12 protein-coding genes are annotated in these 15,478 nt (G+C 68.8%); 7 read left to right on the forward strand and 5 right to left on the reverse strand.

All coding sequences use genetic code 11. The annotated features are described in order from the left end of the window. The 5 genes from ABZ477_RS17685 to ABZ477_RS17705 all read left to right on the forward strand — a co-directional run bounded on the left by ABZ477_RS17685 (window position 1) and on the right by ABZ477_RS17705 (window position 6,964). Window positions 1-1,800, forward strand: coding sequence for a hypothetical protein (locus ABZ477_RS17685; RefSeq protein WP_360135880.1), 1,800 nt, complete (start codon window positions 1-3; stop codon window positions 1,798-1,800). Between the two features lie 236 nt (window positions 1,801-2,036). Continuing rightward, entirely contained in the window at window positions 2,037-2,630 is a 594-nt protein-coding gene (locus ABZ477_RS17690) for a hypothetical protein (protein WP_360135882.1), read from the forward strand. 550 nt (window positions 2,631-3,180) lie between these two features. Beyond that, entirely contained in the window at window positions 3,181-5,298 is a 2,118-nt protein-coding gene (locus tag ABZ477_RS17695) for an EAL domain-containing protein (protein WP_360135884.1), read from the forward strand. Continuing rightward, entirely contained in the window at window positions 5,295-6,728 is a 1,434-nt protein-coding gene (locus tag ABZ477_RS17700) for a glycosyltransferase family 2 protein (protein WP_360135886.1), read from the forward strand. Before ABZ477_RS17695 ends, ABZ477_RS17700 begins: the two co-directional genes overlap by 4 nt. 2 nt (window positions 6,729-6,730) lie before the next feature. After that, window positions 6,731-6,964, forward strand: coding sequence for a hypothetical protein (locus ABZ477_RS17705; protein WP_360135888.1), 234 nt, complete (start codon window positions 6,731-6,733; stop codon window positions 6,962-6,964). Between the two features lie 36 nt (window positions 6,965-7,000). Here ABZ477_RS17705 and ABZ477_RS17710 read toward each other — a convergent pair whose 3' ends face one another. From ABZ477_RS17710 to ABZ477_RS17730, 5 genes are all read right to left on the reverse strand, one after another. Beyond that, a complete protein-coding gene (locus tag ABZ477_RS17710; protein WP_360135944.1) occupies window positions 7,001-8,542 on the reverse strand; it encodes a hydantoinase/oxoprolinase family protein in 1,542 nt (513 codons plus the stop codon). Then, window positions 8,542-9,657 (reverse strand): DUF917 domain-containing protein, encoded by a 1,116-nt coding sequence (locus ABZ477_RS17715; RefSeq protein WP_360135890.1) that lies wholly within the window; start codon window positions 9,655-9,657, stop codon window positions 8,542-8,544. Before ABZ477_RS17715 ends, ABZ477_RS17710 begins: the two co-directional genes overlap by 1 nt. After that, window positions 9,654-11,030, reverse strand: coding sequence for a cytosine permease (locus ABZ477_RS17720; RefSeq protein WP_360135892.1), 1,377 nt, complete (start codon window positions 11,028-11,030; stop codon window positions 9,654-9,656). The genes ABZ477_RS17715 and ABZ477_RS17720 overlap by 4 nt, the downstream gene beginning before the upstream one ends. Continuing rightward, window positions 11,027-11,635, reverse strand: a complete 609-nt coding sequence (locus ABZ477_RS17725) for a TetR/AcrR family transcriptional regulator (RefSeq protein WP_360135894.1) — start codon at window positions 11,633-11,635, stop codon at window positions 11,027-11,029. Before ABZ477_RS17725 ends, ABZ477_RS17720 begins: the two co-directional genes overlap by 4 nt. A gap of 305 nt (window positions 11,636-11,940) precedes the next feature. Further along, complete coding sequence (locus tag ABZ477_RS17730; protein WP_360135896.1) at window positions 11,941-13,116, reverse strand: zinc-dependent alcohol dehydrogenase; 1,176 nt, start codon at window positions 13,114-13,116, stop codon at window positions 11,941-11,943. 243 nt (window positions 13,117-13,359) lie between these two features. Here ABZ477_RS17730 and ABZ477_RS17735 point away from each other — a divergent pair, with 243 nt between their 5' ends. Together ABZ477_RS17735 and ABZ477_RS17740 are read left to right on the forward strand one after the other, a co-directional pair. Next, window positions 13,360-14,310, forward strand: a complete 951-nt coding sequence (locus ABZ477_RS17735) for a manganese catalase family protein (protein ID WP_360135898.1) — start codon at window positions 13,360-13,362, stop codon at window positions 14,308-14,310. Between the two features lie 69 nt (window positions 14,311-14,379). Further along, window positions 14,380-15,465, forward strand: a complete 1,086-nt coding sequence (locus ABZ477_RS17740; protein ID WP_360135900.1) for an acyl-CoA dehydrogenase — start codon at window positions 14,380-14,382, stop codon at window positions 15,463-15,465. Window positions 15,466-15,478 lie beyond the last annotated feature (13 nt).

The following is a 15,478-nucleotide window of genomic DNA, read 5'->3' on the forward strand; positions in this document are numbered from 1 at the left end:
ATGGCCTTCATCTCCACCACGTGCGAACCCCTGCGGATCTGGTCGCGTCTCGAACCTCGAGCCCGCCAGGTGGATTTCGCCGGCACCCTCGCGGCGAAGATCGCGGACCCCGCCTTCATGCTCGGCCGGCAGTGGCAGTTCGGCGAGTTCGCCGGCACCGACGCAGGATCGGCGATCTTCGCGACGATGGCCCGAAAAGTCAGCCCCGTGAACATCCCGGGCGCGGGCGCCGACGACGGCATCGACGCGATCACCGAACGCCTGCCGATCACGTTCCCGCTCATCGTGCGGGCGCGCCTGGGCCGGACGCTGCTGAGCAGGCTGGATGCCGCGGTCCTCGCGTCGGGAGTCGATCCGGCCGACTACGACCCGGACGTGCTGCGGGCGCCCTTCTACCGCTTCTTCGGTCCGCTCGATGCAGAACCGGCCGACCCCATCGCCTACGCGCGGGACCGCACCGCGCCGAGAGCCGCGCGCGCGCGACACGCGCTGCGTGGACGGTGCGTCGACGGTGTGCGCGTCTACCGGTCCATTCCGCCCGACGCGACAGTGGCGGATCTCCCTCCGGGGTTCGCCGCCGCGATCCCCGCCGGTCAGGTGGGACTCGTCCGAGACGTCCTGCTCGCGTACCGATCCTGGTTCGAGGACACGTACCAGCAGCCCGGCGAGCGCGACCGGTGGGAGTCGGACCAGCTCGAGTACGCCACGCAGGGCGTCGTCGCCCGCGGGGCGACGAACACCGTCGTCGATGCCGCCGAGCACGTGGGCGGACACCTCGACTGGTACTCCTTCGACCAGGGTCCTACGAGGCCCGCGGAGCCCGATGAGACGACGGACCCCGCGGTGGACGTGCGGTCCGTCATCCCCGTGCCTGCGGAGTTCCCCGGGATGCCGAAGCCGCGCTGGTGGGAGTTCGAGGATGCCGCGGTCGACCTCGGAACGCTCAGCGCCGATGCCACCGACGCAGCCCGCATCGTCGTCAGCGAGTTCGCTCTGCTGTACAGCAACGACTGGTTCACGATCATCTGCCGGCAACCGGTGGGCAGCGTCGCCGAACTTCAGGGAGTCATCGTCACCGACACGTTCGGATGGCGTACCCTCGTGAGGCCGACGATCGACCCGGCAGGATCGGACTGGACGGGGTGGGATGCCTTCAGCCTCGCTCCGCGCCCCTCCGGACCGTCGGAGGGCCCCCTGCCCCAGCACCTGCACCTGCCCCAGACGCTTCCGCAGATCAGCGACGGCGAGCCGCTCGAGCAGGTGGTGTTCGCGCGCGACGAGACGGCCGACATGGTCTGGGCGATCGAGCAGCGCATCCCGGATGGCCTCGACCGGTCACGGGATGCCGCCGAAGCCTCGAGGAGGATGCGGCAGCAGCTCGACCCGACCGCGGACGCCGCCATCAGCGCCGCCGTCGCTGGGGCGCCCGCTCCCCTGCGCTACATCCTGCAGACGGAGGTCGCGGAGAACTGGATCCCCTTCGTCCCCGTCCACATCGACGGGCAGTCGCGAGCGACCCAGCTCCAGCGCGGAGTCATGCGCCGCACGATCGGCCCGCAGGACACGCTGATCCGTCCACTCACGTCGATCCTCCGGGTGGGCATCGATGAGGCCGACGAACGGCAGGGTCCCTATTACGTGCACGAGGAGGAGGTGCCGCGAGCCGGTGTGCAGGTGCAGGGCCTCCTGCGGCGCGCCCGACGGTACGACGGCACGCCGATCGTCTGGCACGCGCGCCGGGTCACGACCGGCAGAGGCGACGTCCGTTCCGGGCTGGCCTTCGACCGCATCACGCAGTGACTGCCGTCTCCCTTGACGGTGACTCCCGCTCGGCAGAGGATGGGGGCACCAAAGGCAGTGCTAGTCACACTCGAATTTGAAGCGAGGGATACGGAAGAGTTTCCGAGCCGGCGGGAGTCCTCCTGGTCGGTCGCACGTGCGTTCTTCTCCGTGGATTCGGAGTCCGCGCGAGCCATCCGTCCAGGGGGCACTCGGCTCTCCGGCGTCCGGCTGACGCCGACGGCCCAGGAGGACCCATGCGCTATCGGGTGCTGACCGGTCTGGCCGGCTCCGGCAAGACCGCGATGCTCGAGCGCCTCGCCGAAGTCGGCGAGCAGGTCATCGATCTCGAAAGGCTGGCAGCGCATCGGGGATCGTCTTTCGGACGGATCGGCATCCGCACTCCGATGCCTTCCCCAGCAGAGTTCCGGACGCTCGTCGCCGACGCGCTCGGAGCGTGCGACCCCGCTCGACCGGTCTGGCTGGAGGACGAAGGCCCGCACATCGGACCGTTGCGGCTTCCCGCCGAGGCGACCGCGGCACTCGCTGCCGCGGAGACGGTCGAACTCCACCTGCCGTTCGACGCGCGCGTGGGCAGACTCGTCGACACGTACGGATCCGCCGAACCCCGCGAACTGATCGATGCGACCCAGCGGATCCGTCGGCGCCTCGGCAATCCCCGCACGGATCGGGCCGTCAGCCACTTCCACGCGGGCCGACCCGACGCCGCGATCCGCGTGCTGCTGGAGTACTTCGACGACGGCTATGCACGGCGTGCCGCTCACGACAACCGGCGCGCGGTGTCCGTCGATGATCTGCCCGCGATCCTCGCCGGCGAATCGGAGGCATGAACCCGGGACCCCTGCCATGCAGGTCGGGTGCGATGTGAGCCGCGAGCGGGTGGATGCTGCATCCTGGACGCCGCAGCACGATGAGGGTGACGCACGGCAGGTCCTGAGGCGGTCGAGTCGTCACCGCGATGGCGACACCTCCGTACACCCGATGTCCGTCGATGATCGCCGGGAGTACGATCACGGCATGAGCGTCCGCGTGGTCTTGCGACCCCTTTGTCGGTAGCCTCCGGCATCGGTGGTGGCGACTTCGCCGGACGGATGGGCGCGCGGGCGCAACGGGACCTCTGTGCTCGGGCCGGGCCGACGGGCGGGTGAGGACGTGAACGCGATCGCTCGGCGCTCTGCCCGGATCTGCTGGGTCTTCCTCGCGGCCTGCTTGGCGGGAATCGTCGTCTACCAGCTGCTCCCCATCGGCCCCGGGCGCGCTCTGATCTCCGTCGGCGTGGGCCTGGCCAGCGTCGTCGCGATCCTCGTCGGCGTGCGGCTGAATCGTCCGTCGGTCCGGTCCGCGTGGTACCTCATGGCGGTAGGCCTGTTCCTCTTCACGGTGGGTGACGGCATCCTCATCTGGTTCGCCCGAGTGCAGGCTCAGGACGCCTTTCCGACCGCAGCTGACCTCTTCTATGTGGCGGCGTACCCGCTGTTCGCCGTCGGCCTGGCTCAGTTGATTCGCGCTCGCCGACCACTCGACGACCAGACGGGGTTCATCGACAGCGGGATCGTCACGGCCGGACTGGTGCTGGTGTGGGTGCTGCTCGCCGAGCCGCGGGTGGCCGACACCGACGCGTCCTCGCTGGGCCTGGTCTTGTCGGTTGCCTACCCGATCGCAGACATCGTCCTGCTCGGGATGCTGATCGGCCTGATCACGGTTCCCGGCGGCCGGAGCGCCGCGACGGCTCTCCTGGTCCTCGGCGTCGCGGCGCTCATCGTGGCGGACCTCGGCGCCACCGCGCTGGGTCTTCACAATGCGGCCAACACCGACTTCGACCCCTTGTGGCTCGCCTCGTATGCGCTCTGGGGATCAGCGGCCCTGCATCCCTCGATGCGCACACTGTCGGAGAGGGCGATCGAGTCCCGCGGCGCATCCACCAACAGGTGGGCGGCCGCGTTCGCCATCACCACCTTCGTCGCGTTGGTCGGCTTGACGGTCAAGCGCCTGCTCGGTCTGCCGATCGACGGCTGGCTGGTGGGGGTCGTCGCGCTCGTCATGATGTCGATGGCACTCGCGCGCATGAAGATCGCGCTCAACCAGTCAGCCAAGGCGAACGAGGCTCTGCGCGAGACGCAGAAGACGCTGGCCCATCAGGCGGCCCATGACGCGCTCACCGGCCTGCCCAACCGCGCGCGCGCAGTGCAGCTCATCACGGCAGCCATGAGCGGAGCGGCTGCTTCTGGCAGCAGAGTCGCGCTGCTGTTCCTGGATCTGGACGGATTCAAGCGGGTCAACGACACCCTGGGTCATGACGCCGGCGACGACCTGTTGCGCGTGGTGGCCGGACGTCTGCGCGACAACGTCCGTGCCGGCGACATCGCCTGCCGCCTCGGCGGGGACGAGTTCTTGATCCTGCTCGCTCCGCTGACCGAGGAGGCGGATGCCGTCGCGGTCGCCGAGCGGCTGGTGCCGGCCCTGGCCGCGCCCGTCGCGGTCGCGGACGGGCAGACCGCCGCAGTCGGCGTCAGCATCGGGGTGGCCCTCAGCCAGGGTCACGAGACGACTCCCGACATGCTGCTGAAGGAGGCGGACCAGGCCGTCTACAAGGCCAAGCGGTCCGGGCGAGGCCGGGTGAGCATCTTCGACGCTGAGATGCGGCGGGAGGTTCGTGCGCACGCCAACCTCGAGCGTGACCTGGGGATCGCCATCGCGGGAGATCGGCTGGTGCTGCACTATCAGCCGATCGTGCATCTGGGCTCGGGGGCCGTGCAGGGCTTCGAGGCGCTCGTCCGCTGGCCCCACTACGGGATGCTGCTCCCGCCATCGGCCTTCGTTCCGATCGCGGAGCAGTCCGAACTGGTCTGCGAACTGGGCGCGTGGGTGCTTCGACGGGCGACCCAGCAGCTCGCCGCCTGGAACGAGAGCCCGGGCTCCCCTCGGCTGTCCGTGACGGTCAACGTCTCCGGGCAGCACGTCTCGAGGCCGCGGGTGCTGGACGACGTCCGTTCGGCGGTGGCGGCCTCCGGCATCGACCCGGCTCAACTCGTGCTCGAGATCACGGAGACCTCGCTCATCGATGACTCCACCGCCGTGGAGCATCTAGACGAATTGCGCCGAGACGGGATCTCGATCGCCATCGACGATTTCGGCACGGGATACAGCTCCATCGCGCGGCTCGAGGATCTCCCCATCGACGTTCTGAAGATCGACCGGCGCTTCATCGAGACCACACGCGCGCAACGGCTCCTTCGAGTCATCGTCGAGACGGGTCACGCGTTGGGTCTCGGCGTCATCGCCGAAGGTGTCGAAACGGAGGATCACGTGTCGCTGTTGCGGTCGGTCGGCTGTGACTCCGCGCAGGGCTACCTCCTCGGCCGTCCGACGGATCCTGACGCGATCGCGATACCCGGGCAACAGAGCGCCCCTCGCCTGGCGAGGGTGGGCACGCCAGCGGAACCTTCCCGCGTTGCCACCCTGACGTCGGCCGCGAAGTTCAAGGGAGACGGTGAATGAGGAAGTACGAGCGTTTCGTCGGCATCGCCATCATCTGCCTTGCGCTCCTCGGCGCGGTGCTGGTCGGGCTGGTCGCTTTCGCCACCATGCAGGATCCTGCCGGCTGGCAGACGGCGACAGTGTCCCTCTTCGGTGTCTGGGAGGTGATGTACTCCACGGCGGCGCCACCGATCGGCGTGATTCTGGCTGCGGCCGGGTTCGCGCTGCTCGTGGCGGCTGTGGTCGCGCTGATCGAGCGCCGGATCGCCAAGCGGGCCCGCACGAGCGACGATTGGCAGGAGAATCCGTTGGCGCCCAAGCGAGTGATGGCGGAGACTCGCGGCATCTACGCAGGCCCGGTGACCGTGACGGTTCTCATCCCTGCCCACAACGAAGCCGGGTGCATCGCCGAGACGATCGCCTCGCTTCGCGCACAGTCTCTTCAGCCCGCGCGCATCGTCGTCGTCGCCGACAACTGCACCGACGACACCGTCTCGATCGCCCGTGCAGCCGGAGTCGATGTGTTCGAGACGGTCGCCAACACGAAGAAGAAGGCGGGGGCGCTGAACCAGGCGCTGCCGGCTGTGCTGGAGGGTCTGGGAGACAACGACACGGTGATGGTGATGGATGCCGACACCACGCTCGACCAGGGGTTCCTGGAGGCGGCGGTGCCCCGATTCACCGACGACCGGGCGTTGATGGCCATCGGCGGGCTGTTCTACGGCGCGGAGGGGGCGGGCATGCTCGGGCAGTTCCAGCGCAACGAGTACACCCGCTACGCCCGGCAGATCCGCCGCAGGCGCGGACGACTCTTCGTGCTGACGGGCACGGCGTCGATCTTTCGCCCTCGGGCGCTGCGAACCGTGGCCGAAGAACGAGGGCGATCCCTCCCCGGCCCCCCGGGGCACGTATATGACACCCTCGCCCTCACAGAGGACAACGAGCTGACCCTGGCCATCAGGTCGCTGGGAGGCCTGATGATCTCACCGGTCCAGTGCACGGTCGTCACCGAGGTGATGCCGACGTGGCGTCTGCTCTGGCTGCAGCGGTTGCGCTGGCAGCGCGGAGGTGTCGAGAACATCGGCAGCTACGGATTCCGTCCGTCGGTGATCCGTTACTGGGCCCAGCAGCTCGGCATCGGATACGGAGTCGTGGCCATCGCCGCCTACCTGCTGCTCGTGCTGCTCATGGTGCTCGCCGTCGACAACTGGGTATGGATCCCGTTCTGGCTCATGGTCGGGTCGATCTTCGTCGTCGAACGAGTCGTCACCGTATGGAGGGGTGGTTGGCGCGCCCGACTGCTGGCCGTCACACTCTTCCCCGAGCTCGTGTACGCGATCTTCCTCAACCTCGTGTACGTGAGAGGGATCCTCGACATCGCCGTGGGGCGAAAGGCCGCGTGGGGGAACGTCACGCAACCGCCGGTGTCGACGTCGGCGGACAGAGGCTGATCATGGTTTCCGCCACTGTGCCGCTGGGCCTGCTGCTTCCCTCCGAGTTCCTCACCTCACCCGCGTTCCAGTTCCTCGCCGCCTTCGTGGCGATCAACACGATCATGTATGCCGCGCTGGCATTGGCGAAGCTCCTGCCCAAGGTGTACCTCAGCGATCTGGTCACCCGGCGCGGGCGGCGCAAAGAGACGCGGAGCATCCACCCGGATGAGCCCGTGGGACTGCCGCCGAAGTAGGCGGACAAGTTCGTTTGGGCCCCGGAGTCCAGGCCGTCAGGCGACGAGTCGTCCGACGGCGCGGGCGCGGATCTGCACCGCCTGCCCATCCATGTACGACACCGGGAGCTCCTCGATCGCGACGACCTCGACGGTGGATGGGTCCGCCCCGGCGAGTCGGGCGCGTTCAGCCGCCTCCTGTGCGGCATCCCTCCGGGAGGCACGGCGGTCCCCGTCGGTCTGGTAGATCCGCTCGACCTGCCCGGCGACATCGCCGAGCGCGGCGCCTACTGCATTGGCCGCTCCGAAGTGCTGAGGCCGCACGAGTGTATCCACGCCCTCGAGTTCGGCAGGGGCGATGATGCTCCCGCCACCGACGAGGATCACCGGGATGGGGGCGGCGTTGGGCTTCATGCGATCGATCGACTCCTCGAGCAGCTCTCTGATCGCCGCCCAGCCCGTCAGCGCGACGGCGTGGTCGAGCGATGGCGCGACAGCATCCGCGATGTGCGCCCCGCCGACGGCGAGTGCGACGTCGGTTGCCGTCGTCGTGGTTCCGCCGAACGAGAGCGCCTCTCTCGTGAGGCGGTAGCCGACGCTGTCCGGGCCGAGCTCGACGTCGGGGCCGGCAGGCCGTACGACTGTGCCGCCGCCCAGTCCGACGGAGAGGACGTCGGGCATCCGGAAGTTGGTGCGGATGCCGCCGATCTCGACCGCGTGCGCCGATTGCCTCGGGAATCCGCCGACCAGCACGCCGATGTCGGTGGTGGTGCCGCCGATATCCACTACGAGCGCGTCGGTCGCACCCGACAGATGCGCCGCGCCGCGGATGGAGTTCGTAGGGCCGCATCCGATGGTCAGCACGGGGAACTCGAGCGCGTACTCGAGTTGCATGAGGGTGCCGTCGTTCTGCCCGAAATACGGTCTGGCTGTGATCCCTCGCGCTGTGAGCGCTGCGACGAATCCGTGCGCCATCGAACGCAGCGTCTGCATGAGCGCGGCGTTGAGCACCGTGGCGTTCTCGCGTTCGAGAAGTCCGAGCGACCCGATCCGGGCTGAACGTGAGACGGGCAGGTCGAGCTCCTCGGCGACGATCTCGGCCACGCGCTCCTCTTGGCGCTCGTCGATGGGCGAGAACACTCCGACGACTGCAACCGCGTCGACCTCGCCGCGCATGCGCCGGCACGCGTCGCGCACCTCGCGCTCGTCGAGCGGAGAGATCTCGCGACCGTCGACGTCGTGACCGCCGGCGACGAGATAGGCGTGCTCGCCGATCGCCTGCCGCAGGTCGTCGGGCCAGCCTTCGAGTGGCGGCACGGCAGTAGTCGCCGGAGCGCCGAGGCGGAGGATGCCGACCCGGCCGAGTCCTCGTCGTTCCACGATGGCGTTCGTGCAGTGCGTCGTGCCGAGCATCGCCCACGCGATGTCGGCGGGGTCGACGCCGGATGCAGCCAGCACGGCATCGATGGCAGCGGCGACCCCCTCCCCCGTGTCCCGTGTCGTGGGGGACTTCACGGATGCCACGACCGAGAGAGCCTCGTCGAGGATGACGGCGTCCGTATTGGTGCCGCCGACGTCGATCCCGATCCTGTAGCGCATCACGCTGCCGCCTTCCGGCCCGACATCAGGCCTTCGACCGGGATCCATTCGACGTCGTAGCCGAAGTGCGCAGGGCCCGCGGTGGCCAGCCCCACCGGTGTGCGCCACTTCGCATCGCAGGGCATCGCGATGACGGCCACGCGAGCGCCGTACCGCAGCGACTCCGTAGTGATCGGGGGGCCGGTGGCGAGGTCGAGCACGGCGATCAGGTCGGGTGTGACTGCTGCGAGCACGCCGTCGCGCCGAGCGAGCAGCATCTCGTTCTGGAAATCGAGACGCATCCGCGACCCGCGGTCGTCGCCGATGCCGTGGAGCTCGGCCGCTCCCTTCGTGAAGCCGCCTTCCACCGTGCGCTGGATGTCGGCGACCTTGCCCTCGAACAGCCGGACGGCGTCGAGTTCGGCGCAGAGCGCCGTGATCCGCGCGTCGTCCTTGATCGCCGCGTCGGTTCGACCGAGGAGGATCCGGCCGATTCGCCGTGCGAGTGACAGTGTTTCCGGGATCGCGCACTCCTTGACGATCACGCCGTCGTACGCGTAGTCGATCATCGTGGCCGAGCCGCCCATCTCGACGGTCACGGCGCGGGCGAGACGCTCCGACCAGGCGCCCCCGACCGGCCTCATCACGACCTCGTTGCCGTGATGATCGACGAGCACGGTCGTCCCCGGCCCGTACCCGGCGAGATGGAACGTCACCATCTGCGCCTCGGGGAATGCTCGCCCCATCGCGTCGCCGTCGACGATGGGCAGTCCGGCGGCTGCCGCCGTTGCGATGGGGATCATCGAGTTGCCGCCGCCCACCTCGATCGGCATGAGAGCGGTGGCTTTCCGTCCGACCGCGCGCTCGATCGCCCGCAGCGCCTGGAGCAGCTCGGACTCGGCCTGGATCCGCTCGACGCTCACCGACGGGGCGCCGATGCCGCCGATCGGCACGACGAAGTCATCAGCGGTGAGCTCGTCGACCCGCAGCGTTGTCACGGCGCCGTTCAGGCGGATCATCCGCTTCGCGATGAGCGACCCCACGTGCGGGTCGCCGCCTCCGCCCGTGCCGAGCACCGCCGCCCCGAGCGCGATCTCGTCGACGTCGGCCTCTGCGATGCGGAGAAGCGCGCTCATGCGACGACGCGGCCCGTGGTCAGGGAGTCGGGCGCGTCATCCGAGCCCAGCGGGCTTGCTGCGGCATCCGTCTCCAGTTCCTGCACCCGCACCTCGCGCCCCACGCGCCGGCGCACGAAGCTGAGCGCGAGGTAGGCGACGAAGCCGACGATGAGGCCGTCGAGCGCCGAGATGGTCGTGATCGTGAAGACCCCGAAGCCGAGACCGTCCGCGGGGTTCGTGGTGGCGAGGGCGGTGAGGATGCCGAGCACCCAGGCCGCGATGGACCACCCGTCGGCGACGCCCACCGTCGTGCCCACCGCGAACCGGCCGGTGCGCCGTTCGGCGAGGAAGGATGCGAGGTAGACACCGCCGTAGGGGGCGACGATGACGCCGATCGCGAGGATGAACGGGACGAAGTAGTCCGCTGCCCCCAGGACCGAGATGAGGATGCCGATCACGCCGCCGATCACCGTCAGCGTGCGGCGATTGAGCCGGCCGCTGATCGAGGAGAAGCTGAGCGCCGCGGAGTAGATGTTCGTCGTGTTGGTCGTCCACTGCGCGAGGATCAGAACCACCACGGCGGCGAGTCCCAGCCCGAGCATGAAGTAGATCGTCATGGGCTCGGAAGCGCCCATGATCCGGCTGAGCACGATCGCGACGACGATGATGATCGAGTTCCCGAAGAAGAAGCCGACGAAACCGGCGGCCATGGCGTGCTTCGGGTCCTTCGCCCATCGCGCCATGTCGGGCGCCGAGACCACGCCCAGGATGAAGATGCCCATCACGAGCGAGACCGCCCCACCGAAGGTGAAGACCGCATCGACGGGTGTCAGCAGGTCGCCGGCGCCGCGGGTCGCAACGGCGACGATGATGCCGACCAGCAGCAGGGCGAGCAGCAGCGGCACAGCCAGCGACGAGAGCCTCGAGATCGAGCGGTACCCCCACAGCGCTGTGAGCATCATCAGGATGCCGCCCGCCAGGGTGAAGACCCAGATCGGCGCATCGACGCCGGTGAGCTGCACGAACGCGATCTGCGCGTTCTGACCGAAGAAGCCGGCCTGCACCGCGAACCAGCCCACGAGGCTCACGGCCATCGCGATGGCCAGCACCGCGCCGCCGATCCTGCCGAACACCGCGCGCGAGATCATCGCCGTCGACAGTCCCGTTGCGGCCCCGACGTACGCACAGGCCATCGCGAGAAGGCCGAGGAACAGGGAGCCGATCAGCACGGCGGTGATCGCCGGCCAGAAGTCCATGCCATTGGCCAGCTCGATGCCGAGGAACGCTCCGGAGAGGTCGATGCCGATCGCGATCCAGACGGCGGCGATGGAGAGCCACCCCTTTCGCTGATCTGCGGGCACAGCGCCGTGCTCGTAGTCGACAGTGTTCATTGGTTTCCCTTCGGGATCGGGGGGACGGCGGTGAGCGTCTTTGCCAGGTACCGCCAGGTGTGTTCGAAGCGTTCGCGGTAGACATCGGCCGCGTAATGGGTCAGTTGCAGGAAGAGCCCGTCCATGATGACGAACACCAGGGCGACGAAGCCTTCCGGGTCGCCGGGCGCGAAGTCTCCCGCGGCCACGCCGTCGTGATACGTCTGCTGTACGGCGTCGGCGAGATCGGACTCGACGTCGAGGAAGATCTCACGAAGCCCTCGCCCGCTGGGGCCGTACTCCTCGACCGCGGCGCGGAGACTGAACTCGGCCAGCTCCGGCTGGTCGCGATAGAACTCCTCGATGCCGCTGAGCAGGTGACGAAGTCTCTCCAGTGGCGGCAGACCCGCACTTCCCCGGGCGAGGTCGTTGAAGAACGCGGTGTGCTCGACAGCGACCTGGGCGTACACCGCGTGGTACAGCGCCTCTTTGCTGGGGAAATGCGCATACAGCGACGGTGTCTTGATCCCGACCGCACCCGCGATCTCGCGCAGGCTCGCGTCCGCGTAGCCCTTGCGACCGAACACGGTCCGGGCCTCGGTGAGGATGTCTGCTTTGCTCATCATGACACCTAACGATCGTTAGTTAGGTGAGGAATCTACACCGCAGCAGCCCGGATGTGCAAGCGATCTTCCTGCGCGTGCCTCGCCGTGCGGCATCGGCCGCGTTCGCGCTCGTCGCGCTCCACGCGTGGATTGCATCCGCGCCCCGCATCGGGCAGTCGGACGGATATGACCCCTTTTCGAATCCCGGCTGATGGCCCGCGGCCCGGTGGGGGTAGCGGCAGCAGGATGGCGACTCCCTGTCCGGCGGCGACCCAGTTGTCGCGCCACCCGTCGCCGCCGCGGTCCGGCCCGTGCAGGAGGTGTCGTCAGGGCTTCAGGACGACTTTGATGCAGCCGTCCTCCTTCTTCTGGAAGGTCTCATAGAGGCCGGGGGCGTCCTCGAGCGCGGCTTCATGCGTGACGAGGTCCATCACCCCGAAGGGGTCGGCGGGATCCTCGACCAGCGGAAGCAGCTGGTCCGTCCAGCTCTTCACGTTGCACTGCCCCATGCGCAGCGAGATCTGCTTGTCGAACATCGTCTTCATCGGCAGGATGTCGGCCTCCCCCGCGTACACACCGCTGAGTGAGACGGTCCCGCCGCGGCGGACCAGGTCGATCCCGGCGTACAGGGCGGCCAGTCGGTCGATGCCCGCCGTCTCCATGAGCTTCTGCGCGAGCGGATCCGGCAGGAGTCCGACCGCCTGCTGCGCGAAGCGCGCGCCCGGGCTGCCGTGCGCCTCGAGGCCGACAGCATCCACCACCCCGTCGACGCCCCGGCCGTCGGTGAGGTCGCGAAGCTCCGCGACGACGTCGTCGGTGAGGTCGTAGGTGTCGACGCCGTGCCGCTCGGCCATCTCACGCCGTTCCGGCACGGGGTCCACAGCCAGGACGCGGAAGCCGTGGTGCACGCCGACGCGGGCCGCGAACTGGCCGACCGGTCCCAGGCCGATCACCGCGAGCGTGCCGCCGTCCGGGACGGACGCGTACTGGACGCCCTGCCACGCCGTCGGGAGTATGTCGCTCAGGAACAGATACCGCTGATCCGGCAGATCGTCACCGACACGGATGCTGTTGTAGTCGGCGTGCGGAACCCGGAGGAACTCCGCCTGTCCGCCGGGCACCTGCCCGTAGAGCTTCGTGTAGCCGAACAGCGCAGCGCCGCTTCCGTACTCGCGGACCTGCGTGGTCTCGCACTGCGACTGCAGACCTCGTCGGCACATGAAGCAGTGCCCGCAGGCGATGTTGAACGGCACGACGACCCGGTCGCCCACCGCCAGATTCGTGACGTCCGCCCCGACCTCCACGACGACGCCCATCGGCTCGTGGCCGAGGATGTCCCCCGTGTCGAGGAACGGCCCGAACAGCTCATACAGGTGCAGGTCCGATCCGCAGATCGCCGTCGACGTGATCTTCACGATCGCGTCCGTCGGCTCCTCGATCACGGGATCGGGCACGGTCTCGACGCTCACCTTGCGACGCCCCTGCCACGTCAGCGCCCGCATCGTTCGTCCCTCGTCCACTCATCCATGACGGCGACACTAGGCACCCCGGGCCGGAAGCTCCGAGACCGTGGCCTTGCGCACGACAACGTGATACGGCGCCGATCCGGGGATGTTCTGAGACGAGAGCGGGATGGGAGAGCAGGTCGCGCAGGCTACGCGACCGCTGCCAGCCTGTCCATCCCCGCGGCGCCGCGCCGCCGCGCCGGGAGAGTGGGTCGCCACGCCGACAGGAAGGGCACCGCCATGTACTTTCACCTGCAGAACCTGATCAACCCCATCGAGCAGGATGAGCCCGACCCCGCGGCGGCGAACGCCTTGCAGGAAGGGCTGGGCGGACAGTTCGGCGAGATGCGCACGATGATGCAGTACCTGTTCCAGAGCATCAACTTCCGCGGCGCCGCCGCCAAACCCTACAAGGACCTCATCCAGGGCATCGGAACAGAGGAGATCAGCCACGTCGAGCTGATCGGCACCACCATCGCGCGACTGCTCGACGGATCGCCGGCGTATCAGGGCACTCAGGGCGACCCGATCGACAAGCCCGGCGCGGACGGTGCGACCCCGCTGAGCATCGCACTGGACCACGGCAACATCCACCACTACCTGGTCGGCGCGCAGGGCGCGCTGCCCGTGGACGCGGTCGGCAACCCCTGGAGCGGCAGCTACGTCTACAACTCCGGCAACCTCGTCCTGGACCTGCTGTACAACCTCATGCTCGAATCGACCGGACGCCTGCAGAAGTGCCGCCTGTACGAGATGACCGACAACAAGACCGCACGATCCACCATCTCGTACCTCATCGTGCGCGACCAGGCCCACGAGAACGCCTATGCCAAGGCCCTGGAAACGCTCGGCGTCAACTGGAAGAGCACCCTGCCGATCCCCAAGACCGACGCGGAACGGTTCCCCGAAGTCAAGCGACTCCTCGACCTGGGTCTGCAGAGCAAGCAGTTCTCATTCGACCTGGGCGATCAGTCCGAAGCCGGGAAGATCTTCCAAGGCCTGTCCCCCTCCGGCGATGGGACGAGCCTGGACGCGAGCGAGCAGGCGCCCGAAGGGGTGCCGATCGAGATCGCGCCGGAGCGCCCTGAGGAATTCTCTCCGGGCGCCGACGCCGATCTCATCGCGCTCATCGAGGCGACCGCCGCCATGGAGATGGCTGACATCGACGCCACTTTCGGCAGGCTCAGCTGACGAATTGTCAAGTCCTCATCGGCATCACCTGACGGCGGTTACGTTCGCTGTGGAGGTGCCGGATTGGGTATGGCGACCGTGACGTCGGCGGGGGTTTCGCTCGCACCGGGCGGCGAGCTCAGCGCGCAGGCCGAGGCGGTCACTGAGTCGGCGCGGGCGGTGCCGATGCTCGGCGCCGATGTGGCGGCGACGCTCGAGTGGGCGGTGGGCGTGGGGCGTGAAGCGGCGTCTGTGGGCGCCGGTGACACCCGAGGTGTGTGGGAGCTGCTGGCTTCCGTCGCGTGTCTGGACGTGTCGGCCGCGCGGATCCTGGAGCCGCACCTCGACGCGCTGAGCATCCTCCGCCAGGCCGGCACCGACCTGAGCCGGCAAGACGACCCGTGGCAGGTCGCGCAGGTCGGCGCCGACGCCGATTCGTCGTGGGGTGTGTTCGCCGCGGAATCCGCCGATGCGCGTCTTCAGGCGCATCGCACGTCGGCGGGGTGGGTGCTGCGCGGAACCAAGCCGTGGTGCTCGCTGGCCGGGAATGTCTCGCACGCCCTGGTGACGGCGTTCGTGGACGACACCGAACGGAGGCTGTTCGCGGTGAACATGCGTGGTCCCGGCGTTCAGCCGCACCGGGACGAGTGGTTCGCGCGCGGGTTGCCGCACGTGGTGAGCAGCCCGGTCGACTTCGTCGACGCGGTGGCGGTGCCGGTGGGAGACGAAGGGTGGTATCTGTCGCGCCCCGGCTTCTCGTGGGGCGGCATGTCCGTCGCGGCGTGCTGGTGGGGAGCCGCGTGCGGCATCGCGCGCACGCTCTCCGCACCGGCGGCCTCGCCGCGCGCCGACCAGGTCGCGCTGGTGCACCTGGGCACGGTGGATGCCGCGCTCTGGGCCGCGCGAGCGACCCTCGCTGAGGCGGCCGACATGGTCGACGGGCGGCGGGCCCTCGAAGGTGGTGAGCGTCTTCTGGCGGAGCGGGTGCGGACCGTGGTCTCCGGAGCCGCCGCGCTGACGCTGACGGAGGCGGATGCCGCGCTCGGCCCGGCGCCGCTGGTGATGGACCGTGAACACGCCCGCCGCGTGTCGGATCTGCACCTGTACCTTCGGCAGCACCACGGCCTGCGGGATGCCGCCCGGATCGGTCGTCTTCTCGCCTCGGCGGAGCCGTGATGGCGGCCTTCAG

It is taken from the genome of Microbacterium sp. NPDC019599 (assembly GCF_040632175.1).
GTDB lineage: Bacteria > Actinomycetota > Actinomycetes > Actinomycetales > Microbacteriaceae > Microbacterium.

Bases quoted from the DNA above. Each gene is read 5' to 3' on its own strand.
- ABZ477_RS17685 (WP_360135880.1), top strand. From the start codon at position 1: ATGGCCTTCATCTCCACCACGTGCGAACCCCTGCGGATCTGGTCGCGT.
- ABZ477_RS17690 (WP_360135882.1), top strand. From the start codon at position 2,037: ATGCGCTATCGGGTGCTGACCGGTCTGGCCGGCTCCGGCAAGACCGCG.
- ABZ477_RS17700 (WP_360135886.1), top strand. From the start codon at position 5,295: ATGAGGAAGTACGAGCGTTTCGTCGGCATCGCCATCATCTGCCTTGCG.
- ABZ477_RS17705 (WP_360135888.1), top strand. From the start codon at position 6,731: ATGGTTTCCGCCACTGTGCCGCTGGGCCTGCTGCTTCCCTCCGAGTTC.
- ABZ477_RS17710 (WP_360135944.1), bottom strand. From the start codon at position 8,542: ATGCGCTACAGGATCGGGATCGACGTCGGCGGCACCAATACGGACGCC.
- ABZ477_RS17715 (WP_360135890.1), bottom strand. From the start codon at position 9,657: ATGAGCGCGCTTCTCCGCATCGCAGAGGCCGACGTCGACGAGATCGCG.
- ABZ477_RS17720 (WP_360135892.1), bottom strand. From the start codon at position 11,030: ATGAACACTGTCGACTACGAGCACGGCGCTGTGCCCGCAGATCAGCGA.
- ABZ477_RS17725 (WP_360135894.1), bottom strand. From the start codon at position 11,635: ATGATGAGCAAAGCAGACATCCTCACCGAGGCCCGGACCGTGTTCGGT.
- ABZ477_RS17730 (WP_360135896.1), bottom strand. From the start codon at position 13,116: ATGCGGGCGCTGACGTGGCAGGGGCGTCGCAAGGTGAGCGTCGAGACC.
- ABZ477_RS17735 (WP_360135898.1), top strand. From the start codon at position 13,360: ATGTACTTTCACCTGCAGAACCTGATCAACCCCATCGAGCAGGATGAG.
- ABZ477_RS17740 (WP_360135900.1), top strand. From the start codon at position 14,380: ATGGCGACCGTGACGTCGGCGGGGGTTTCGCTCGCACCGGGCGGCGAG.